The organism is Pantoea sp. UBA5035 (assembly GCF_002415245.1).
GTDB classification, from domain to species: domain Bacteria; phylum Pseudomonadota; class Gammaproteobacteria; order Enterobacterales; family Enterobacteriaceae; genus Pantoea; species Pantoea septica.
This window is the reverse complement of sequence record NZ_DICD01000017.1, coordinates 129,758-150,351: the sequence shown is the minus strand read 5'-3', so window position 1 is coordinate 150,351 and position 20,594 is coordinate 129,758. Positions and strand designations below refer to the sequence as shown.

The 20,594-nt window shown below is 59.6% G+C and carries 18 protein-coding genes; 10 read left to right on the top strand and 8 right to left on the bottom strand.

The window, feature by feature from the left end; genetic code table 11:
* Positions 1-12: 12 nt before the first annotated feature.
* Positions 13-2,679, bottom strand: coding sequence for a pyruvate dehydrogenase (acetyl-transferring), homodimeric type (gene aceE, locus B3229_RS13885; protein ID WP_048783825.1), 2,667 nt, complete (start codon positions 2,677-2,679; stop codon positions 13-15).
* A gap of 132 nt (positions 2,680-2,811) precedes the next feature.
* Positions 2,812-3,576 (bottom strand): pyruvate dehydrogenase complex transcriptional repressor PdhR, encoded by a 765-nt coding sequence (gene pdhR, locus B3229_RS13880; RefSeq protein ID WP_033749516.1) that lies wholly within the window; start codon positions 3,574-3,576, stop codon positions 2,812-2,814.
* Between the two features lie 515 nt (positions 3,577-4,091).
* On the opposite strand from pdhR, the gene aroP reads away from it, so the two are divergent.
* From aroP to B3229_RS13865, 3 genes are all read left to right on the top strand, one after another.
* Complete coding sequence (gene aroP / locus B3229_RS13875; RefSeq protein WP_286871567.1) at positions 4,092-5,447, top strand: aromatic amino acid transporter AroP; 1,356 nt, start codon at positions 4,092-4,094, stop codon at positions 5,445-5,447.
* Positions 5,448-5,614: 167 nt separating this feature from the next.
* Positions 5,615-7,027: a glycoside-pentoside-hexuronide (GPH):cation symporter gene (locus B3229_RS13870; RefSeq protein WP_286871564.1), complete on the top strand. Its 1,413-nt coding sequence runs from the start codon at positions 5,615-5,617 to the stop codon at positions 7,025-7,027.
* Entirely contained in the window at positions 7,024-7,983 is a 960-nt protein-coding gene (locus B3229_RS13865) for a family 43 glycosylhydrolase (protein WP_286871562.1), read from the top strand. The genes B3229_RS13870 and B3229_RS13865 overlap by 4 nt, the downstream gene beginning before the upstream one ends.
* On the opposite strand, the gene ampE is transcribed toward B3229_RS13865, so the two are convergent.
* Together ampE and ampD are read right to left on the bottom strand one after the other, a co-directional pair.
* A complete protein-coding gene (gene ampE / locus B3229_RS13860; RefSeq protein ID WP_033749511.1) occupies positions 7,965-8,819 on the bottom strand; it encodes a beta-lactamase regulator AmpE in 855 nt (284 codons plus the stop codon). The two genes, B3229_RS13865 and ampE, sit on opposite strands and share 19 nt — an antisense overlap.
* A gap of 16 nt (positions 8,820-8,835) precedes the next feature.
* Positions 8,836-9,387: a 1,6-anhydro-N-acetylmuramyl-L-alanine amidase AmpD gene (gene ampD, locus B3229_RS13855; protein ID WP_048783817.1), complete on the bottom strand. Its 552-nt coding sequence runs from the start codon at positions 9,385-9,387 to the stop codon at positions 8,836-8,838.
* 195 nt (positions 9,388-9,582) lie between these two features.
* Here ampD and nadC point away from each other — a divergent pair, with 195 nt between their 5' ends.
* The 4 genes from nadC to hofC all read left to right on the top strand — a co-directional run bounded on the left by nadC (position 9,583) and on the right by hofC (position 13,679).
* A complete protein-coding gene (nadC, locus tag B3229_RS13850) occupies positions 9,583-10,479 on the top strand; it encodes a carboxylating nicotinate-nucleotide diphosphorylase (protein ID WP_048783815.1) in 897 nt (298 codons plus the stop codon).
* 180 nt (positions 10,480-10,659) lie between these two features.
* Positions 10,660-11,115 carry a prepilin peptidase-dependent pilin gene (gene ppdD / locus B3229_RS13845; RefSeq protein ID WP_048783813.1) on the top strand — a complete coding sequence of 152 codons (456 nt, stop codon included), beginning with the start codon at positions 10,660-10,662 and terminating at the stop codon, positions 11,113-11,115.
* Positions 11,102-12,493 (top strand): type II secretion system protein GspE, encoded by a 1,392-nt coding sequence (gspE, locus tag B3229_RS13840; RefSeq protein ID WP_286871557.1) that lies wholly within the window; start codon positions 11,102-11,104, stop codon positions 12,491-12,493. Before ppdD ends, gspE begins: the two co-directional genes overlap by 14 nt.
* Positions 12,480-13,679 carry a protein transport protein HofC gene (gene hofC / locus B3229_RS13835; RefSeq protein WP_286871555.1) on the top strand — a complete coding sequence of 400 codons (1,200 nt, stop codon included), beginning with the start codon at positions 12,480-12,482 and terminating at the stop codon, positions 13,677-13,679. Before gspE ends, hofC begins: the two co-directional genes overlap by 14 nt.
* Positions 13,680-13,711: 32 nt before the next feature.
* On the opposite strand, the gene B3229_RS13830 is transcribed toward hofC, so the two are convergent.
* Positions 13,712-14,752 (bottom strand): GMP reductase, encoded by a 1,041-nt coding sequence (locus tag B3229_RS13830; protein WP_048783808.1) that lies wholly within the window; start codon positions 14,750-14,752, stop codon positions 13,712-13,714.
* Positions 14,753-14,968: 216 nt separating this feature from the next.
* On the opposite strand from B3229_RS13830, the gene coaE reads away from it, so the two are divergent.
* From coaE to yacG, 3 genes are read left to right on the top strand one after another with little or no spacing between them, the layout of a single operon-like run.
* Positions 14,969-15,577, top strand: coding sequence for a dephospho-CoA kinase (coaE, locus tag B3229_RS13825; protein WP_286871552.1), 609 nt, complete (start codon positions 14,969-14,971; stop codon positions 15,575-15,577).
* A 4-nt stretch (positions 15,578-15,581) separates the two neighbouring features.
* Complete coding sequence (gene zapD, locus B3229_RS13820) at positions 15,582-16,325, top strand: cell division protein ZapD (RefSeq protein ID WP_048783804.1); 744 nt, start codon at positions 15,582-15,584, stop codon at positions 16,323-16,325.
* 8 nt (positions 16,326-16,333) lie between these two features.
* Complete coding sequence (yacG, locus tag B3229_RS13815) at positions 16,334-16,531, top strand: DNA gyrase inhibitor YacG (RefSeq protein ID WP_286871550.1); 198 nt, start codon at positions 16,334-16,336, stop codon at positions 16,529-16,531.
* A gap of 24 nt (positions 16,532-16,555) precedes the next feature.
* Here yacG and mutT read toward each other — a convergent pair whose 3' ends face one another.
* The 3 genes from mutT to secM form a co-directional block, all read right to left on the bottom strand.
* On the bottom strand, positions 16,556-16,951 hold the full coding sequence (mutT, locus tag B3229_RS13810) for an 8-oxo-dGTP diphosphatase MutT (protein ID WP_286871549.1): 396 nt from the start codon (positions 16,949-16,951) through the stop codon (positions 16,556-16,558).
* A gap of 117 nt (positions 16,952-17,068) precedes the next feature.
* Positions 17,069-19,774: a preprotein translocase subunit SecA gene (gene secA / locus B3229_RS13805; protein ID WP_033749498.1), complete on the bottom strand. Its 2,706-nt coding sequence runs from the start codon at positions 19,772-19,774 to the stop codon at positions 17,069-17,071.
* 70 nt (positions 19,775-19,844) lie between these two features.
* The gene (secM, locus tag B3229_RS13800) at positions 19,845-20,351 is read right to left on the bottom strand and encodes a secA translation cis-regulator SecM (protein WP_200879026.1); all 507 of its coding nucleotides are present in this window, start codon (positions 20,349-20,351) and stop codon (positions 19,845-19,847) included.
* Positions 20,352-20,594: the final 243 nt, after the last annotated feature.

Below are 20,594 nucleotides of genomic sequence, written 5' to 3'. Positions count from 1 at the left end.
CTCTCTTACCTCTTAAGCCAGACGCGGGTTAACTTTATCGGCATCGATGTCGAACTTAGCGATCGCGTCCGCCACCACTTTCTTGTCGATTTCGCCACGTTTAGCCAGTTCGCCCAGCGCAGCCACGACCACGTAGGAGGCGTCCACTTCGAAGTGGTGACGCAGATTTTCGCGGCTGTCGGAGCGGCCGAAGCCGTCGGTGCCCAGCACGCGGTAATCGCTGGCTGGAACATAGCTGCGAACCTGTTCAGCGAACAGCTTCATGTAGTCGGTCGATGCCACCGCCGGCGCGTCGTTCATCACCTGAGCGATGTACGGCACGCGCGCTTCTTCGGTCGGATGCAGCATGTTCCAGCGCTCGCAGTCCTGGCCATCGCGCGCCAGTTCGGTGAACGAGGTGACGCTGTAGACGTCTGAGCCGATGCCGTAATCTTTCGCCAGGATCTGCGCCGCTTCACGCACGTGACGCAGGATAGAGCCTGAGCCCAGCAGCTGCACTTTGCCTTTGCTACCTTCCACGGTTTCCAGCTTGTAGATACCTTTACGGATCCCCTCTTCGGCGCCTTCCGGCATCGCTGGCATGTGGTAGTTTTCGTTCAGCGTGGTGATGTAATAGTAAACGTTCTCTTGCGCTTCGCCGTACATACGCACCAGACCGTCATGCATGATGACGGCAACTTCATAGGCGTAAGCCGGATCGTAAGAGATACAGTTCGGGATAGTCAGCGACTGAATATGGCTGTGGCCATCTTCATGCTGCAGACCTTCGCCGTTCAGGGTGGTACGCCCGGAGGTGCCGCCAACCAGGAAGCCGCGCGCCTGCTGGTCGCCCGCCAGCCACATCAGGTCGCCGATACGCTGGAAACCGAACATGGAGTAGTAGATGTAGAACGGGATCATCGGCAGGTTGTTGGTGCTGTAAGAGGTCGCCGCCGCCAGCCAGGATGAACCTGCGCCCAGCTCGTTGATCCCTTCCTGCAGAATCTGGCCTTTCTCGTCTTCTTTATAGTAAGCAACCTGCTCGCGGTCCTGCGGGGTGTACTGCTGACCGTTCGGGCTGTAGATACCAATCTGACGGAACAGACCTTCCATACCGAAGGTACGGGCTTCGTCCGCGAGGATCGGCACCAGACGATCTTTGATCGACTTGTTCTTCAGCATCACGTTCAGGGCGCGCACGAAAGCGATAGTGGTCGAGATCTCTTTGCTCTGCTCTTCCAGCAGCGCTTTGAACTCTTCCAGCTTCGGCATATCCAGTTTTTCAGTGAACTGCGCCTGACGGGTCGGCAGGTAGCCGCCCAGCTTCTCGCGCTGACCGTGCAGGTAGTTGTACTCTTCCGAGCCTTTTTCGAAAGTGACGTACGGCAGCTCTTCGATTTTGTCGTCGGCAACCGGCACATTGAAGCGATCGCGGATGTAGCGAACGCCATCCATGTTCATCTTCTTAACCTGGTGCGCGATGTTCTTACCTTCCGCGGTGTCGCCCATACCATAGCCTTTAATGGTATGCGCCAGAATCAGCGTTGGCTGACCTTTGGTCTCCTGCGCTTTCTTCAGTGCCGCGTAGATTTTCTTCGGATCGTGGCCGCCGCGGTTCAGGGCGAAGATCTCTTCGTCTGACCAGTCTTTAACCAGCTCCGCCGTCTCCGGGTATTTACCGAAGAAGTGTTCGCGCACGTAGGCGCCGTCACGGGATTTAAAGGTCTGATAGTCGCCGTCGACGGTTTCGTTCATCAGCTGAATCAGCTTGCCGCTGGTGTCTTTCTTCAGCAGCTCGTCCCAGCGACCGCCCCAGATCACTTTGATGACGTTCCAGCCGGCGCCCGCAAAGATGCCTTCCAGTTCGTTGATGATCTTGCCGTTGCCGGTAACCGGACCGTCCAGACGCTGCAGGTTACAGTTGATGATGAACACCAGGTTGTCCAGCTTCTCGCGGGTCGCGATGGTGATCGCGCCTTTGGATTCCGGCTCGTCCATCTCGCCGTCGCCGAGGAAGGCGTAAACGGTCTGGTTAGAGGTGTCCTTCAGGCCACGGTGCTCCAGATATTTCAGGAACTTCGCCTGGTAGATAGCGTTCAACGGACCCAGACCCATGGAAACGGTCGGGAACTGCCAGAAGTCCGGCATCAGTTTCGGGTGCGGATAAGATGAGAGGCCGTTGCCATGCACTTCCTGACGGAAGTTGTTCATCTGTTCTTCGGTCAGACGACCTTCAAGGAAGGCGCGTGAGTAGATGCCCGGCGAGATATGACCCTGGAAGTAAACCAGATCGCCGCCGTCTTTGTCGCTGCGCGCGCGGAAGAAGTGGTTAAAACACACTTCATAGATGGTCGCGGAAGACTGGAATGAGGAGAGATGGCCGCCCAGCTCCAGATCTTTCTTCGAGGCGCGCAGCACCGATACGATGGCGTTCCAGCGAATTGCGGAACGGATACGACGCTCCAGAGACGTGTTGCCCGGATACTCCGGCTCGTCTTCAACGGCGATAGAGTTGATATAGTTGCTGACGGCGTTACCGCCTGCCGCCACTTTAACGCCGCCTTTGCGGGCTGCGCTCAATACCTGATCGATCAGATACTGCGCACGCTCAACACCTTCTTCACGGATGACCGATTCGATCGCCTGTAGCCAGTCACGAGTTTCGATCGGATCCACGTCATTCTGTAAACGTTCTGACATGGGGGGTATTCCTTATCTGTGTCTAATACGTTGAATTGTCAGGAGCCTGTCTCCATGTGTTCTGCTTGTGTGGCTCGCCAAAGCACAAGGAGACAGGCCCGTCGTTGATATCCGCGCGTTCTTTGTCGCGCGTTATTCCTTACGTTGCTGTAAACGACGCAGGGAGCGTTCACGACGAGTCTGCTCCCGACTTCTGTCCAGCAAGATTTCCTCTATGAACGCCAGGTGACGATGCGAGGCTTCGCGCGCCTGTTCCGGCTCGCGAGCCACAATCGCCTCGAAAATACTGGCGCGGTGACCGCTCACTTTCGCCAGCATTTCCCGGCGCGAGTAGAGCAATTCAAAATTCTGTCGAACGTTTTGTTCCAGCATAGGGCCCATCGAACGCAGCAAATGCAGCAGCACCACATTATGGGCGGCTTCTGTGACAGCGATCTGATACTGCATCACCGCATCCGCCTCGGCGTCGAGATCGCCACTATCCTGAGCCTGCTGTATCTGCACGTGGCAGTGGCGGATACGCTCAATATCCTCTTCCGTGCCGCGCAGCGCCGCGTAGTACGCCGCAATCCCTTCCAGCGCATGGCGCGTTTCCAGTAAATCGAACTGAGATTCCGGATGCTTAGTAAGCAGGCTAACGAGCGGATCGCTCAGGCTTTGCCAGAGATTCTGCTGGACGAAAGTGCCGCCGCCCTGACGGCGCAGCAGCAGACCTTTCGCTTCCAGACGCTGTATGGCTTCGCGAAGGGATGGACGTGAGACATCAAATTGTTTGGCGAGTTCGCGCTCAGGCAATAGCTTCTCACCAGGACGCAGCGTCCCTTCCATAATCAGCGATTCCAGCTGCTGCTCAATGGCATCTGAGAGCTTGGGTTGGCGAATCTTACTGTAAGCCATCTTCCCTTCTTATCAAGCCGTCGTCCGGAGTAAATTGGTAATACCAATTCCAAAAAGTTGGCCGTAAAGTAACAAAGTATTCACCTTGTGTCTATATGACGCCGGTCACATTCCGTGTGCTGGAGGGCGCTGCGCAGCCTTAAGTCGCCGCGGGAAAAACGGAAATGGCGCGGCGCGGGAAATGTTAAATCTCGCTACTTTTACCAAACCTTACACTGCGTTAAGGGCGATTTTCTCGCTCACCATAAGACAACCTTATTCGTCTTTGAGAACAATTCATGGCAGAACAGGCGCAGGCGGCAGTGTGATGGCGACGATGCTTTTTCAGTCAAGTCTCAGCACGAAAAGAGAAAGCAGGTGCAAAGCGCATCGCATATCACTATTCTTGTCGCCAGGGTAGCATCCGCTTACAGAGAAGGCGCCTGATACCGTAAATAAATCAGTACGTTATTGTAACCACTTCCTGACAGCCATCGCGCGCTGCAAAAGAAGAATTAAAACAACATGAGGTTCGTATGGAACAACAGCATGGCGACACGCTGAAGCGCGGGCTGAAAAACCGTCATATTCAGCTTATCGCGCTGGGCGGCGCGGTGGGCACCGGCCTGTTTCTGGGCAGCGCATCGGTGATCCAGGCGGCCGGCCCAGGCGTTATTCTGGGCTACGCCATCGCCGGCTTTATCGCCTTTTTGATTATGCGTCAGCTGGGAGAGATGGTGGTCGAGGAGCCGGTCGCCGGCAGCTTCAGCCACTTCGCCTACAAATACTGGGGCAACTTCGCCGGCTTCGCGTCGGGCTGGAACTACTGGGTGCTCTATGTGCTGGTGGCCATGGCCGAGCTGACCGCCGTCGGCAAATACGTTCAGTTCTGGTGGCCCGATATTCCGACCTGGATTACCGCCGCCGTCTTCTTCGTGTTGATCAACGCCATTAACCTGACCAACGTAAAAGTCTATGGCGAGATGGAGTTCTGGTTCTCTATCGTTAAAGTGGTCGCGGTGATCGGCATGATCCTGTTCGGCGGCTGGCTGCTGCTCAGCGGCACCGGCGGCCCGCAGGCCAGCGTCAGCAACCTCTGGGCGCAGGGCGGCTTCCTGCCGCACGGCTTCAGCGGGCTGGTGATGATGATGGCGATCATTATGTTCTCCTTCGGCGGCCTGGAGCTGGTCGGCATCACCGCCGCAGAAGCAGATAATCCCGAGCAGAGCATTCCTAAAGCCACCAATCAGGTTATCTATCGCATCCTGATTTTCTATATCGGCTCGCTGGCGGTGTTGCTGTCGCTGATGCCCTGGACGCGCGTCACCGCAGACACCAGCCCTTTCGTGCTGATCTTCCATGAGCTGGGCGACGCGCTGGTGGCGAACGCGCTGAACGTGGTGATCCTGACCGCCGCGCTGTCGGTCTATAACAGCTGCGTCTACTGCAACAGCCGCATGCTGTTCGGCCTGGCCCAGCAGGGCAACGCACCGAAAGCGCTGCTGAAAGTCGACCGTCGCGGCGTGCCGGTGGCCACTATTCTGGTCTCGGCCGTAGCTACCGCGCTCTGCGTGCTGATCAACTATCTGATGCCGGGCGAAGCCTTCGGCCTGCTGATGTCGCTGGTGGTCTCTGCGCTGGTGATCAACTGGGCAATGATTAGCCTTGCTCACCTGAAGTTCCGCCGTAAGAAAGATCAGCAGGGCGTGACGACGCGCTTTAAGGCGCTGCTCTATCCGTTCGGCAACTGGCTCTGCCTGGCGTTTCTGGCCGGCATTCTGGTGATTATGCTGATGACGCCGGGCATGGCGATATCGGTCTGGCTGATCCCGGTCTGGCTGGTGATCCTGGCCATCGGCTACGCTATCAAAAACAAGGTGCAGCGCGCCTGATGTTTAAGCCCGCCGACCTGCGTCGGCGGGCCTTTTCCCTCTCGATCCAGTTCACACTTTTCCCGCCGCGCCTGATTTGTCCATCTTACTGACTATTTGTTGCCAGCCATCCCGCTGATATAGCAACGATAATTCACTGCTCATACCCAATGCGCAGGATAACTACCATGAAGGATTCCGCCCTCTCTTTTCGCGAAAAGCTGGGTTACGGCATGGGCGATGCCGGCTGTAATATGATTGGCGGCGCCATCATGCTGTTTCTCAACTATTTCTACACCGATGTTTTTGGCCTGGCGCCTGCGCTGGTAGGAACGCTGCTGCTCTCGGTGCGCGTGCTGGATGCGATTACCGACCCGATTATGGGCGCCATTGCCGATCGCACCCAGAGCCGCTGGGGCCGCTTCCGTCCCTGGCTGCTGTGGATCTCGGTGCCCTATGTGCTCTTTAGCGTGCTGATGTTCACCACGCCGGACTGGAGCTACGAAAACAAGGTGATCTGGGCCTTCGTCACCTACTTCCTGATGTCCCTGACCTACACCGCCATCAACATCCCCTACTGCTCACTGGGCGGCGTGATCACCAGCGATCCCGGCGAGCGCGTCTCCTGCCAGTCCTACCGTTTCGTCATGGTTGGTATTGCGACGCTGATCCTCTCGCTGTCGCTGCTGCCGATGGCCGAGTGGTTCGGTGGCGACGACAAGGCGCGCGGCTATCAGCTGGCGATGAGCGTGCTGGCGCTGATTGGGCTGGGAATGTTCCTGTTCTGCTTCGCCACGGTGCGCGAGCGTATTCGTCCGGCGGTGCCCACCCATGACGCGCTGAAAAGCGATCTGCGCGACGTATGGAAAAATGACCAGTGGGTGCGCATTCTGCTGCTCACCTTCTGCAACGTCTGCCCCGGCTTTATCCGTATGGCCGCCACCATGTACTACGTGACCTGGGTAATGGGCCAGACGACCCATTTCGCCACGCTGTTTATCAGCCTTGGCGTCATAGGCATGATGATCGGCAGCACCCTGGCGAAGCTGCTCACCGACCGCTGGTGTAAGCTGAAAGTCTTTTTCTGGACCAATATCGCGCTGGCCTTCTTCTCCTGCGGCTTTTACTGGATCGATCCGCACGCCACCGTCGCGGTAGTGGTAGCCTATTTCCTGCTGAACGTGCTGCATCAAATCCCGTCGCCGCTGCACTGGTCGCTGATGGCCGACGTCGACGATTACGGCGAGTGGAAAACCGGCAAGCGCATCACCGGCATCAGCTTCTCCGGCAACCTGTTTTTCCTCAAGGTCGGCCTGGCGGTCGCGGGCGCGATGGTCGGCTTTTTACTCTCAATTTACGGCTACGACGCGGGCGCGAAACAGCAGTCTTCGCAGGCGGTAAACGGCATTATGCTGCTGTTCACCGTCATCCCGGGCGTAGGCTACCTGATTACCGCAGGCGTCGTGCGCCTGCTGAAGGTCGACCGCGCGCTAATGCGCACGATTCAGAACGATCTCGCGCTGCGCCGCGCCAACTTCCGCGAACTGCATGACATTCGTCAGCGCGACGGCGCCGTCACCCAAACCGGAGAAGCGAAATGAGCACACCCTGGCCGAATCCCTTTATTGAACAGCGGGCCGATCCCTTTATCCTGCGCCATGAGCAGTACTACTACTTTATCGCCTCCGTACCCGCCTATGATCGGCTGGAGCTGCGTCGCGCCAGCACGCTGCTCGATCTGCGCCATGCCGAACCGGTCGTCATCTGGCGCAAGCCAGAGAGCGGCCCCTGCAGCGAGCTGATCTGGGCGCCGGAGCTGCATCGCATCGACGAACAGTGGGTGATCTATTTCGCCGCCGCGCCGACGCGCGACATTAAAGACGGGCTGTTTCAGCATCGCATGTACGCGCTGGTATGCGACGAAGCCGATCCGCTCAGCGGACGCTGGCAGGCGCCGCGCCGGGTGTTTAGCCAGTTCGACACCTTTGCGCTGGACGCCACCCACTTCGTGCATCAGGGCAAAAACTGGTATCTGTGGGCGCAGAAGGATCCGGCGATTCCGGGCAACTCCAACCTCTATCTGGCGGAGCTGCTTAACCCCTGGACACTGAAAGGCGCGCCGACGATGCTGAGCCGACCAGAATATGAGTGGGAGTGCGCTGGGTTTAGCGTCAATGAAGGACCGGCGGTGATCCAGCACGGCGATCGGCTATTCGTTACCTATTCCGCGAGCGCCACCGACGAGAATTACTGCATGGGGCTGCTGTCGATCGGCATTGAGCAGGATCTGCTGGATGCCGCTAACTGGCGCAAGTCGGCGCGGCCGGTCTTTACCTCTAACTGGGATAACCACCAGTACGGTCCGGGCCACAACTGCTTTACTCAGGATGAGAACGGCGAGGATGTGCTGGTCTATCACGCCCGCAACTACACGGAAATCGAAGGGGATCCGCTGTGGGATCCCAATCGTCATACGCGGCTGAAAAGTTTTGTCTGGCGCGACGACGGCACGCCCGATTTCGGCGTGCCGCCTGCGGATTATACCAGCGTGCCGTAGATGGTGAGCAGCGCGACCACTACCACCAGCACCAGCGAGATGCGCTTCGCCAGCGCCACCGCAATGCGTGGGGTTTCGACCTTGTCCAGGTGCGGATCGCGCTCCAGCGAAAACTGCGCCAGGCTGGTCAGCACCTGATATTGCGAACGGTGACGGTCAGTCAGCGCAGCGAACCAGGCGGGCAATGCCTTTTCGCCGTGACCCAGCAGCGCATAGGCAACGCCAGCCAGCCGCGCCGGGATCCAGTCAATCACGTGCAGCAGGCCGTCAACGCCTGACTGCGCGCGCTCCAGCGGCGACTGATGTTTCGCCAGCCAGCTCTGCCAGGCGCGCAGGAAGGCGTAGCCCACCAGCAGCACCGGCCCGTAGGGGCCGCCCGCCACAAACCAGAACATCGGCGCCAGGTAGAAGCGGAAGTTAATCCAGATCAGCGCGTTTTGCAGCTCGCGCAGGAACTCTCGCTCGCTGCACTCCACCGGCACGCCGTGGATCAGCGTCAGCTCGGCCGCCATCGCCTGATGCGCCGCGACATCGTCATGGCTCGCCGCTTTTAAATAGGCGTGATAGTGCAGGCGCGCCGATCCGGCGCCGATGCAGAGCAGGCCGATCAGGATCCAGAACAGCAGCTGCGCGATGCCGAACAGCAGCCCTTTTACGCTCCAGATCGCCAGCGCCGTCAGCGCCATTGCCAGCAGCGTCATGCCAAGCGTGCGCAGCAGCGAAAAACGGCGGCGACGGCGAAAGATCGGCTCCAGACGGTGATCGAGCTGCCAGTGCTCGCCCAGCTTAAACAGGCGTTCCCAACCTAAAACCAGTAACAAGGAAAACAACGTCATACCCACTCCGCGAAAATCAAAAAGAAGTCTGCGCCAACAGCTGCTGATACTGCTCCCAGTCAAAAGCCGGCCCCGGATCGGTCTTGCGCGTCGGGGCGATATCGCTGTGTCCGGTAATGCGCGAGGGCGTCAAAGGATAGTGCTGCAGCAGGAGCTGCGTAACGGCGGCCAGCGCCTGATACTGCGCATCGGTGTAAGGCAGATCGTCGGTGCCTTCCAGCTCGATGCCGATGGAAAAGTCGTTGCAGTTTTCGCGGCCCTGATAGCAGGAAACCCCGGCGTGCCAGGCGCGATGATCGAAAGAGACATACTGCACGATTTCGCCGTCGCGGCGAATCAGGCAGTGCGCGGCGACCTGCAGGTGGGCGATGTCGGCAAAATAGGGATGGGCGTCCGGCGGCAAGGTGCCGGTAAACAGCCGATCGATCCACGGCCCGCCGAATTCGCCCGGCGGCAGGCTGATATTGTGGATCACCAACAGCGAGGGGGTCTCGTCGTTAGGACGTTGATTAAAATGCGGCGACGGCACCTGACGAATGTCGGTCAGCCAGCCCTGTTCCAGTTTCATGCTGGTTTTTCCTTAGCAGAGTCCGGCTGAGAATAGCATGATTTACGATAACTTTTTGCAGCCTAAAGGTGCGGCGCGGCCTCACCGCGTTCAAGTTAAGTATACTAAACAAAACTTCGACTTCGGCTGGTGAAAAGCGTCGTTTCGATCTATTGTGGCTTCCTCTTTGTACAGGTCATCAGGAGCGAAACCGCTATGCCAACCCGCCGTTACAATGCCGATAGCCGTCGCCAGGCGCTGATCGCCCGCATCGAGCAGGACATTCCTGCCACGGTCGCACGCGCTTTGCAGGAGGATTTAGGCGGCGAAATCGACGCCGATCGTGATATCACCGCCCAGTTGCTTCCCGAAGAGAGCCTGGCGCAGGCGCGGGTCATCACGCGCGAGGCGGGAGTTTTCTGTGGTAAACGCTGGGTGGAAGAGGTGTTTAATCAGCTTGGCGGCCATGCGACGCTGAGCTGGCAGGTCGAAGATGGCGACAGCCTGGCGCCCGATCAGACGCTGTTTACCCTGAGCGGCCCTTCTCGACTGCTGCTGACCGCCGAACGCACCGCCCTGAACTTCGTCCAGACGCTGTCTGGCGTGGCAACCGAAACCCGACGCTATGTGCAGCTGCTGGAAGGCAGCGACACGCAGCTGCTGGACACGCGCAAAACCCTGCCGGGCCTGCGCACCGCGCTGAAATATGCGGTGCTGTGCGGCGGCGGCGCGAACCATCGCCTCGGTCTCTCGGACGCCTTTCTCATCAAGGAAAACCATATTATCGCCAGCGGGTCGATTCGGCAGGCGGTAGAGAAAGCGTTCTGGCTGCACCCGGACGTGCCGGTGGAGGTGGAAGTAGAGTCGCTGGAGGAGCTGGATCAGGCGCTGGCGGCGGGTGCCGACATCATTATGCTGGATAACTTCACCCTCGACGCGATGCGCGATGCCGTGGCGCGCGCGCAGGGACGCGCGCAGCTTGAGGTTTCCGGCAACGTGACGGAAGCGACGCTGCCGCAGATCGCTCAGACCGGCGTCGACTACGTCTCCGTCGGCGCGCTCACCAAGCACGTGCGCGCACTCGATCTCTCGATGCGCTTCACCAGCCTGTAACCGCCCTGCGCCGTGCCGCCGCGCACGGCTTTTTTGCGCGCCCGCTTCCGCTTCGTTGTTCTCCGAACTGCAACCCAGCTCTTTTACTGCGCGCCTTTTTCCGGCCTGAAAATTCGCCGCTGGGTTTAGCGCCCGCGCTTTTCTACGCTGCCCTCTCTTATCCATGAGAGAGGCGATGCAATGACCAATCAACAGGGCTTTACCCTGGTCGAACTGATGATTGTGGTGGGGATCGTCGCGATCCTCAGCGCTATCGGCTTACCGGCCTATCAAAACTACCTGCAGCGCGCGGCGCTCACCGACATGCTGCAAACCATGGTGCCTTATAAAACGGCCGTCGAGCTGTGCGCCCTTGAGCGAGGCGGCCCTGCGCAGTGCCAGGCTGGCGAGAAGGGCATTCCGGCGGCGAAAGGCTCGCGTTACGTCTCCACGCTCAGCGTGGTAAACGGCGTGATTACCTTAACCGGTCAGGAGAGCCTGAACGGCCTGAGCGTCGAAATGACGCCGCTATGGGACAGCGCGGATGGCAGCCTGAAATGGCAGCGCAGCTGTACCAGCAGCAGCGACAGCCTGCGCGATAACTGCCTGGAGCAGTTCCGCTTCGATGATAAAGGAGCTAACGATGGCGATGCCTGATTCCGCTATACGTGCGCTGTGCCAGCGCTATCGAGCCGTGTTGCTGCATCATGATGCGACGCTGCTGCGCGTCGCCGTGGCGGAACAGGTGCCGGAGGGTCTCAGCGAGGCGCTGCACTTCGCCAGCCAGTGTCAGATCGAGATCGAATGCTGGCCGCAGGCGCGGCTCGATCTTCACCAGCACGGCAGCGCCTCAGCGGATGCGCCGCGTGAGGCGCTACCGGAATCGGCGGTCGACGCCGTCAACCAGATGCTGCAGCAGGCGCTGCGGCGGCGGGCGTCCGATATTCATATCGAACCGCAGCGCGACGGCGTACGCATCCGGCTGCGCATCGACGGCGTGCTACAGCCGCTGACGCCTCTGAGCGAGGCGCCGCCCGCTGCGCTGATCGCCAGGCTGAAAATCCTCGGCGGGCTGGATATTGCCGAGCGACGGCTGCCGCAGGATGGACAGTTTACTCTGACGCTGGAGGGCAAACCCGCCGCCTTTCGTCTGGCGACGCTCCCGGTGCAGTACGGCGAAAAAGCGGTGATCCGTCTGCTGCAGAGCGAAAGCAGCACCCTGTCGCTGGATAAGCTGGGCCTGCCCGCCGCGCAGCGCCGTCTGCTGAGCGCCGCGCTGGCGCAGCCGCAGGGACTCATCCTGGTGACCGGCCCGACCGGCAGCGGGAAAACCTTTACGCTCTACAGCTGCCTGAGCACGCTGAACCGGCCGGAGATGAACGTCAGCAGCGTCGAAGATCCGGTGGAAATTCCGCTGGCCGGCATTAACCAGACGCAGATCAACCCTAAATGCGGACTCGACTTCAATCGGGTGCTGCGCGCCCTGCTGCGCCAGGATCCCGACGTCATTATGGTAGGCGAGATCCGCGATGCGGAAACGGCGGAGATTGCGGTCAAAGCGGCGCAGACCGGCCACCTGGTATTATCGACGCTGCACACCAACTCAACGGCGGAAACCCTGACGCGGCTGCGTCAGATGGGCATTCCCGGCTATCTGCTCGGTCCGGCGCTGCGGCTGATCGTGGCGCAGCGACTGGTGCGGCGGCTCTGCCCGCACTGTCGTCAGCCAGCGCAGGCGCTGGCGCATTTTCCGTCCGACATCTGGCCCGGCACGCTGCAAACCTGGCGCGCCCCCGGCTGCGACCACTGCTTTTCCGGCTATTTCGGACGGCTGGCGCTGTTTGAGATATTGCCGGTCGGCGGCAAGCTGCAAAACGCCATCGCCGCCGAGATGCCGCTCGACAGCGTACTGGCGCTGGCGAAAAAGCAGGGTATGCGCCCCCTGTTCAGCAGCGGGCTGGAGGCGGTCAGCCGCGGCGAAACCTCGCTGGAGGAGATGCAGCGCGTGACCGGCCTGGAAGATGTCCCGGCTTAGCCTCTACCGCTGGCAGGCGGTCAACGGCCAGCAGCAGCTGCATGAAGGCCAGCTGCTGGCGGCTGATGAAGAGAGTCTGCTGCGCCAGCTGGCTGAACAGGACCTGCTGCCGATTAGCTGGCAGCGCCGCAAGACGTGGCGCGCGCGCGACTGGAAGTGGCAGCAGAAAATCGATCTTGTCAGGCAGCTTGCCACGCTGCTCAAAGCGGGCCTGCCGCTGGCGCAGGGGCTGGCGCTGCTGTCGGAAGGTCATCCTCATCCCGGCTGGCAATTGCTGCTGCATGCGCTGCGGCTACGGATATTGCGCGGCGAGCCCTTTTCGCAGGCGTTAAGCCAGTGGCCGCAGATTTTTCCGCCCCTGTTCGCCGCGCTGATGCAGGTGGGCGAACTGACCGGCCAGCTTGACGTCTGCTGCGCGCAGCTGGCCGATCAGCAGGCGCGTCAGCAGCATCTGTGGAATAAAGTGATCAAGGCGCTGCGCTATCCGCTGTTTATTTTACTGGTGGCCGTGGCGGTAAGCGTCGGCATGCTGCTGTTCGTACTGCCGGAATTCGTCTCGGTCTACGCCTCGTTTAACGCCCCCCTCCCCGCCTTTACCGCGGCGGTAATGGCGCTCTCCGTCGGTCTGCAGCGCTGGGGCGGCTGGCTCGCAGTCGCGCTGCTGCTGGCCGCAGCCGGCTGGCGCGCGCTGCGACGTCGCTCGCCAGCGTGGCAGCTGTGGGAGCAGCGTCTGATGCTGCGTCTGCCGCTGCTCTCGGAGCTGTGGCGCGGCAGCCAGCTGAGCCAGATCTATGCGGTGTTGCAACTTACGCAGCGGGCGGGCATTACTCTGCTGCAGGGGCTACAGGCGGCAGAGGCGACGCTGACCACGCGGCTGTGGCGCGACGCCGTCGTGGCGCTTCAGCACCATATTGCGCAGGGCGCGCCGCTGCACCAGGCGATGCAGGATCATCCGCTGTTTACGCCGCTCTGTATGCAGCTGGTGCATGTGGGGGAAGAGGCTGGCGCGCTGGACACCATGCTGGCGCGGCTGGCGGAGTGGCATGAGGCGCAAACCCTGGCGCTGGCCGATACGCTCGCCGCCTCGCTTGAACCCGCAATGATGGCGATCGTCGGCGCCATCGTCGGCACGCTGGTGATCGCGATGTATCTGCCGGTGTTTGGGCTGGGAAATGTGATTCATTAGGGTGCGCAAGGCACCCTAATGACAGAGAGAGGTTAACGGTTAAAAACGCGGTTTTCCTGTTCGGCGACGCGAATAAAGGTGGTTCGCTTGGTTAGCTCCTTCAGCCGCTCGGCGCCGACATAGGTACAGGCTGAGCGCAGGCCGCCGAGGATGTCGCGCGCCGTCTCGGCAACCGGGCCGCGCAGCGGCAGCTTCACCGTTTTGCCTTCCGCCGCGCGATACTGCGCAACGCCGCCAACGTGACGCTTCATCGCCGATTCAGAGCTCATGCCGTAAAACAGCATAAACTGCTCGCCGTTCTCCTCGACTACGGTTCCCTCGCACTCGTCATGTGCGGCAAGCATGCCGCCCAGCATCACGAAATCGGCGCCGCCGCCGAACGCTTTGGCGATATCGCCCGGCACCGCGCAGCCGCCGTCGCTGACTATCTGGCCGCCCAGGCCGTGCGCCGCATCCGCGCACTCGATAACCGCAGAGAGCTGAGGATAGCCGACGCCGGTTTTCACGCGGGTGGTACAGACCGAACCCGGGCCAATGCCGACCTTAACGATATCTGCGCCGGAGAGGATCAGCTCCTCCACCATTTCCCCGGTGACCACGTTGCCTGCGCAAATGGTGCGGTCCGGAAAGCGTTCGCGCGCGCGCTGCAGGAAGGTGACAAAGTGCTCGGAATAGCCGTTCGCTACGTCAATACAGATGAATCTAAGATCGGCGGAAAGCGCCAGAATCGCCGTCAGCTTCTGCAAGTCGGCCTCGGATGTGCCGGTCGACACCATAATGTGATTCAGCACCGCCACCGGCGAACGCTCGATAAAGGCGCGCCATTCGTCGACGCCGTAGTGCTTATGCACGGCCGTAAGAATATCAAAGCTGGCCAGCGCTTCCGCCATGCTGAAGGTGCCGACGGTGTCCATATTCGCGGCGATCACCGGCACGCCGCTCCAGCTCAGGCCGGAATGCTTAAAGGTAAAGTGACGCTCCAGTTCGACCTCAGAGCGGCTTTTCAGCGTGGAGCGTTTAGGACGGATCAGCACGTCTTTAAAACCCAGCTTTAAATCTTCTTCAATACGCATAAAAATTGTCCTGGTAAGTGGCAGCGAATCACAGTTCGGGTAGCTCACACGGCTCCAGTGGCATAATCATACGCGCCCTACGTCTGCCGACAAGACTGCGAATTTCACTTTATTTAAGCTACAATCCGATAAATTTAGCTGAGAATTTTCATTGTGATCGCGCACACAGTTTTGCGCTTCGGCTTGCCCGCTGCGTAGCGCGCCTGAGAGAGTAATATGCCTTATACCGTGGCGCTGACCGGAGGAATCGGCAGTGGAAAGAGCACCATCGCCAATGCTTTTGCAGCGCTTGGCGTGCCCATTATCGACGCGGACGTTATCGCGCGTGAAGTGGTCGAGCCGGGAACGGCGGCGCTGCGGCAAATAGCGGAGCGGCACGGCGAAAGCATCCTGACGGAGCAAGGCGTGCTGAATCGCGCCCGACTGAGAGAGATTATTTTCCAGTCCCCCGATGAAAAAAACTGGCTGAATAATCTGCTTCATCCCCTGATTAACGCCCGCACGCAGCAGTTGAAAGCGCTGTCGACCGCGCCCTATGTGCTGTGGGTCGTGCCGCTGCTGGTCGAGAACGGCCTGCAGCGTCAGGCGGATCGCGTTCTGGTGGTCGACGTCGATGAAGCGACGCAGCTCAGGCGCACCATCCAGCGCGACGGCATCGATCGCCAGCAGGCGCAAAATATTCTGTCCGCTCAGGCGTCGCGCAGCGCGCGCCTCGCCGTAGCCGACGACGTCATTAATAACAGCGGCACGCCCGATGAGGCGCTGCCGCAGGTTGCCGCTCTGCACCAGCGCTATCTGGCGCTGGCGGCAACGCAACAGGATTAACGCCATGAGTACAGTCGTTCTGTTTGAACATCCCCTGAATGAAAAAATGCGCACCTGGCTGCGCGTGGAATTCTTAATCCAGCAGCTGCATGAAACCGTGCCGGTTACCCGTACCGCTTCGGCACTGACCTTTTTCCGCATCATCGGCGAGCTGCTGGATATTTTCGAGCGCGGCGATATGCGTACCGAACTGCTGAAGGAGCTGGAGCGTCAGCAGCAAAAACTGCGCGCCTGGGCAGACGTGCCGGGCGTTGATATGGCCGTGGTCGATGCGCTGCGCGACAAGCTCAAAGCGCAGGCGGTTCAGCTCAACAGCGCGCCGCGTATGGGACAGCAGCTGCGTGAAGATCGGCTTATCGGGCTGGTGCGCCAGCGGCTCAGCATTCCGGGCGGCTGCTGCAGCTTCGATCTGCCAGGACTGCATATCTGGCTACATCAGCCGCAGGAGGTGCGCGACAGCCACGTCGCCGCCTGGCTGGAGACGCTGGCGCCGCTGCATCAGAGCCTGGCGATGATTCTGGATCTTATTCGTCAGTCAGGCGCGTTTCGCCATCAGACCAGCCTGAACGGTTTCTATCAGGACAATGCCGAGGGCGCGGATCTGCTGCGCCTGCAGCTCCAGCTGGAAGATGCGCTTTATCCCCAGGTTTCCGGCCACAAAAGTCGTTACGCCATCCGCTTTCTACCGCTGGACAGCGAACGCGGCGAAGTGCCCGCACGACTCAACTTTGAACTGGCCTGTTGTTAGAGGTAGCTATGCAAAATGAAGTGATTACCGTTCAGTGTCCGCACTGCGGGAGAGATGTAATCTGGGATGAGCTCAGCCCGTGGCGCCCGTTCTGCAGCAAACGCTGCCAGCTGATCGATTTAGGCGAATGGGCGGACGAAGAGAAGCGGATCCCCAGCGAAGGCGATCTGAACGACAGCGACGACTGGAGCGAAGAACAGCACTGACAGCAGGGGCTCGCGCCCCTGATATTAAAGCTCGCCGGCGACCAGACGCGCAACCAGCGAATGGTTAGCCGGCGGGAACTCTTCCGCGACCAGCTCGCGTTGCGCGACCCAGCGCTGCGGTTGCCCTTCTCGTCCCCACGGCTCGCCTTCCCAGCCTTCCACCAGAAAGAAGTTCAGCGTTACGCGCAGCGCGTCATAGGTATGATCCGCCGCGCCAATCGCCGTCGCCTGCGTCACTCCGATGCCCGTCTCTTCCAGCAGTTCGCGCTTCAGCGCCTCTTCCGCGCTCTCGCCAGCCTCGATTTTACCGCCGGGAAACTCCCACATATTCGCCATATGGGACGACGCCGGGCGCTGAGCCAGAAAGATCTCTTTATCGGCGTTACGGATGATGCCAACGGCAACCTGCAGGTGCTTCATAAAATTTTCCACGTCGGGTAAGTGAATGTGCGCTGATTTTAAAGCATGGATGGCGCAAAGTTAACCGCGCCGCGTCGACAAGAAAAAAGGCGCCTGAGCGCCTTTTTTTCGCGACTGTCAGGCCAGTCGGCCGTGACACTGCTTATATTTTTTACCGGAGCCACACGGGCAAAGATCGTTACGTCCGACTTTGCGCTCGCCGCTCTGCGCGGCCAGCGATGCGGCTGCGGCCGCTTCATCGTCAACATGGCTAAGCTGCTGCTGCTGCGCCAGACGTTCCGCCTCTTCGCGACGCTGCTGCTCCATCGCTTCCACCTCTTCCGGCATGCGCACCTGCACCTTGCTCAGCGTGCTGACCACTTCATACTTCAGCGACTCGAGCATGGCGGCGAACATCGCGAAGGATTCGCGCTTGTACTCCTGCTTGGGATCTTTCTGCGCATAGCCGCGCAGATGAATGCCCTGACGCAGGTAGTCCATCGCCGCCAGATGCTCTTTCCACAGCGAATCGAGCGTCTGCAGCATCACGCCTTTTTCGAAGTTGCGCATCATCTCGACGCCGACAATCTCTTCCTTGCTGGCGTAGCTCTCGCGGGCGCGCGTCATGATGCGCTCGCGCAGCGTCTCTTCATGCAGATCCGGCTCTTTATCCAGCCACTCGGCGATCGGCAGGTCGAGGTCGAAGTCAGCGCGCAGGCGCTCTTCCAGGCCTGGCACGTCCCACATCTCTTCCAGCGACTGCGGCGGAATGTAGGTGTCGATAGTGGTTTTAAATACGTCTTCGCGAATGCTGTTGATGGTTTCGCTGACGTCGGAAACGTCCAGCAGCTCGTTACGCTGGCTGTAGATGGCGCGACGCTGGTCATTCGCCACATCGTCATACTCCAGCAGCTGCTTACGAATATCGAAGTTGCGGCTCTCGACTTTACGCTGCGCGTTGGCGATGGCTTTGGTCACCCACGGGTGCTCGATCGCTTCGCCAGGCTTCATGCCCAGTTTACGCATCATGTTAGAGACGCGATCCGAGGCGAAAATACGCATCAGCGCATCTTCCATCGACAGATAGAAGCGGGAAGAGCCGGCGTCGCCCTGACGACCGGCGCGGCCGCGCAGCTGGTTATCGATACGACGCGACTCGTGACGCTCGGTGCCGATAATATGCAGGCCGCCTGACGCCAGCACCGCATCGTGGCGCTGCTGCCAGGCCGCTTTGATCGCTTCAATCTGCGCTTCGGTCGGCTCGACCAGCTCGGCGACCTCGGCATGCCAGCTGCCGCCCAGCATAATGTCGGTACCACGACCCGCCATGTTGGTGGCGATGGTGACTGCGCCCGGCTGGCCCGCCTGGGCGACGATGTCCGCTTCGCGGGCGTGGAACTTAGCGTTCAGCACGTTGTGCTTGATGCCTGCGCGCGTCAGCTCGTTAGAGACCACTTCCGATTTTTCGATAGAAATCGTACCCACCAGCACCGGCTGGCCATTAGCGGTACGCTCGCGGATATCTTCGATGATTGCGTCGATCTTCTCTTTTTCGGTCATATAGACCAGATCGGGCAGATCTTTACGCACCATCGGGCGGTTGGTCGGCACGACGATGGTGTCGAGTTTATAAATAGAGCTGAACTCGAAGGCCTCGGTGTCCGCCGTACCTGTCATACCGGCCAGCTTATCGTAGAGACGGAAGTAGTTCTGGAAGGTGATGGAAGCCAGCGTCTGGTTCTCGTTCTGGATCTCCACGCCCTCTTTGGCTTCAATCGCCTGGTGCAGACCATCCGACCAGCGGCGGCCCTGCATGGTACGGCCGGTGTGCTCGTCGACGATAACCACTTCGCCGTCCTTCACGATGTAATCTACGTCGCGCGTAAACAGCGCATGGGCGCGCAGAGCCGCGGTGACGTGATGCATCAGCATAATGTTGGTCGGCGAATAGAGTGATTCGCCCTCTTCCATAATGCCCTGGCTCACCAGCAGCTCTTCCACCTTAACCAGGCCGCGCTCGGTCATGTGCGCCTGACGCGCTTTCTCATCGACCCAGAAATCGCCTTCGCCCTGGAAATTGTCAGAGTCTTCTTTCTCCTGACGCACCAGGCTAGGAATGATTTTATTAACTTTGGTGTACATTTCCGAGCTGTCTTCCGCCGGACCGGAGATAATCAGCGGCGTACGCGCTTCGTCGATCAGAATGGAGTCGACCTCATCCACCAGCGCATAGTTCAGCTTGCGCTGCACGCGCTCTTCCGGGCTGAACGCCATGTTGTCGCGCAGATAGTCGAAGCCATATTCGTTGTTGGTGCCGTAGGTAATATCCGCCGCGTAGGCTTCACGCTTGGCCACCGAAGGCATGCCCGGCAGGTTAATGCCGACGCTCAGGCCCAGGAACTCGAACAGCGGACGGTTATTTTCCGCATCGCGCTGCGCCAGGTAGTCGTTGACGGTCACGACGTGCACGCCTTTACCGCTCAGCGCATTAAGGTATGCCGGCAGGGTCGCAGTCAGCGTTTTACCTTCACCGGTACGCATCTCTGCGATACAGCGATCGTTCAGCACCATACCGCCGATCAGCTGCACGTCAAAGTGACGCATGCCGAAGACGCGCTTACTTGCTTCACGCACCGTGGCGAACGCTTCCGGGATCAGGCTTTCCAGCGTCTCGCCCTTTTTCAGGCGCTCGCGGAACTCGTCGGTTTTCGCTTTCAGCTCATCGTCAGAAAGTTTTTCGAAATCCGGCTCCATCTTGTTGATGACGTCTACGACTTTGCGCATGCGGCGCAGGGTACGATCGTTGCTGCTGCCAAACATTTTGGTTAAAAGCTTGATTAACATATTAAAAACTTCTCAATTCAGCCGCGTAATGCGGACTGCGATAATGAATAAAGGTATTTTGAAAGGCGTTTCAGACAAGCAGCGTAGACGGTCCGGCGCGAATTGCATGGGTTTTACTGCGCCAGTCGGCCAGAGAAGTGGCAGGTGCGAGCGCATCGCGCGGCGCGTTGGCGACCGGCTGCGACGGCTGGCGTAAAGAAGTATGGGTGGTCAGCAACGCCTGAAGCGAATCGATCAACGCCAGCTTGTGCGCAGCCAGCGGCAGGTTGTCGGGCGTTTCCGCCTGCGGCGTCAGGGTAAAGGAAAGATGGCGAATAACGGTGCGGATGGCGTGCTGATGCCAGTAATCTATCGTAAAGCTGGGACGGCGCGCCGTTTCCTGCAGCCGGATCAGATGATCGAAGCGCGCGGCATTGCCGACGAAAAGGCTGCTGGAAGAAGATTCGGATGAGGTGTTGAATTCGGCGCTCTGGGCGCAGACAGGCAAGCCAAAGCTGGCCGCCACCATCCCCAACAGGAGATGAGGCCAGAAATAGCGTCTGCCTAAATGTCGCCAGCGTAGAAAAATTCCGATCACAACTCTTCCATTGCGCATCAACGATCGCGTCGTTGTCAGGGGTTTGCCGCTCTCTTTGAACAGCGGCGCTCAGCTTCTCAGAGCGCCTGATAGTACCATTAATGTGGGGCGCCCACATCAGTGTTTAAAGTCGCTCTGGAAGAAAAGCCGCCTGTTTGTTCAGCGTTTCAGCAACGTTACGCGCTTTGCTGCGAAGCATGTCGACAATTTCAGGGGACCATAAAAAGCGCAATAAAAAAGGCT

Bases quoted from the DNA above. Each gene is read 5' to 3' on its own strand.
- aceE (WP_048783825.1), bottom strand. From the start codon at position 2,679: ATGTCAGAACGTTTACAGAATGACGTGGATCCGATCGAAACTCGTGAC.
- pdhR (WP_033749516.1), bottom strand. From the start codon at position 3,576: ATGGCTTACAGTAAGATTCGCCAACCCAAGCTCTCAGATGCCATTGAG.
- aroP (WP_286871567.1), top strand. From the start codon at position 4,092: ATGGAACAACAGCATGGCGACACGCTGAAGCGCGGGCTGAAAAACCGT.
- B3229_RS13870 (WP_286871564.1), top strand. From the start codon at position 5,615: ATGAAGGATTCCGCCCTCTCTTTTCGCGAAAAGCTGGGTTACGGCATG.
- B3229_RS13865 (WP_286871562.1), top strand. From the start codon at position 7,024: ATGAGCACACCCTGGCCGAATCCCTTTATTGAACAGCGGGCCGATCCC.
- ampE (WP_033749511.1), bottom strand. From the start codon at position 8,819: ATGACGTTGTTTTCCTTGTTACTGGTTTTAGGTTGGGAACGCCTGTTT.
- ampD (WP_048783817.1), bottom strand. From the start codon at position 9,387: ATGAAACTGGAACAGGGCTGGCTGACCGACATTCGTCAGGTGCCGTCG.
- nadC (WP_048783815.1), top strand. From the start codon at position 9,583: ATGCCAACCCGCCGTTACAATGCCGATAGCCGTCGCCAGGCGCTGATC.
- ppdD (WP_048783813.1), top strand. From the start codon at position 10,660: ATGACCAATCAACAGGGCTTTACCCTGGTCGAACTGATGATTGTGGTG.
- gspE (WP_286871557.1), top strand. From the start codon at position 11,102: ATGGCGATGCCTGATTCCGCTATACGTGCGCTGTGCCAGCGCTATCGA.
- hofC (WP_286871555.1), top strand. From the start codon at position 12,480: ATGTCCCGGCTTAGCCTCTACCGCTGGCAGGCGGTCAACGGCCAGCAG.
- B3229_RS13830 (WP_048783808.1), bottom strand. From the start codon at position 14,752: ATGCGTATTGAAGAAGATTTAAAGCTGGGTTTTAAAGACGTGCTGATC.
- coaE (WP_286871552.1), top strand. From the start codon at position 14,969: ATGCCTTATACCGTGGCGCTGACCGGAGGAATCGGCAGTGGAAAGAGC.
- zapD (WP_048783804.1), top strand. From the start codon at position 15,582: ATGAGTACAGTCGTTCTGTTTGAACATCCCCTGAATGAAAAAATGCGC.
- yacG (WP_286871550.1), top strand. From the start codon at position 16,334: ATGCAAAATGAAGTGATTACCGTTCAGTGTCCGCACTGCGGGAGAGAT.
- mutT (WP_286871549.1), bottom strand. From the start codon at position 16,951: ATGAAGCACCTGCAGGTTGCCGTTGGCATCATCCGTAACGCCGATAAA.
- secA (WP_033749498.1), bottom strand. From the start codon at position 19,774: ATGTTAATCAAGCTTTTAACCAAAATGTTTGGCAGCAGCAACGATCGT.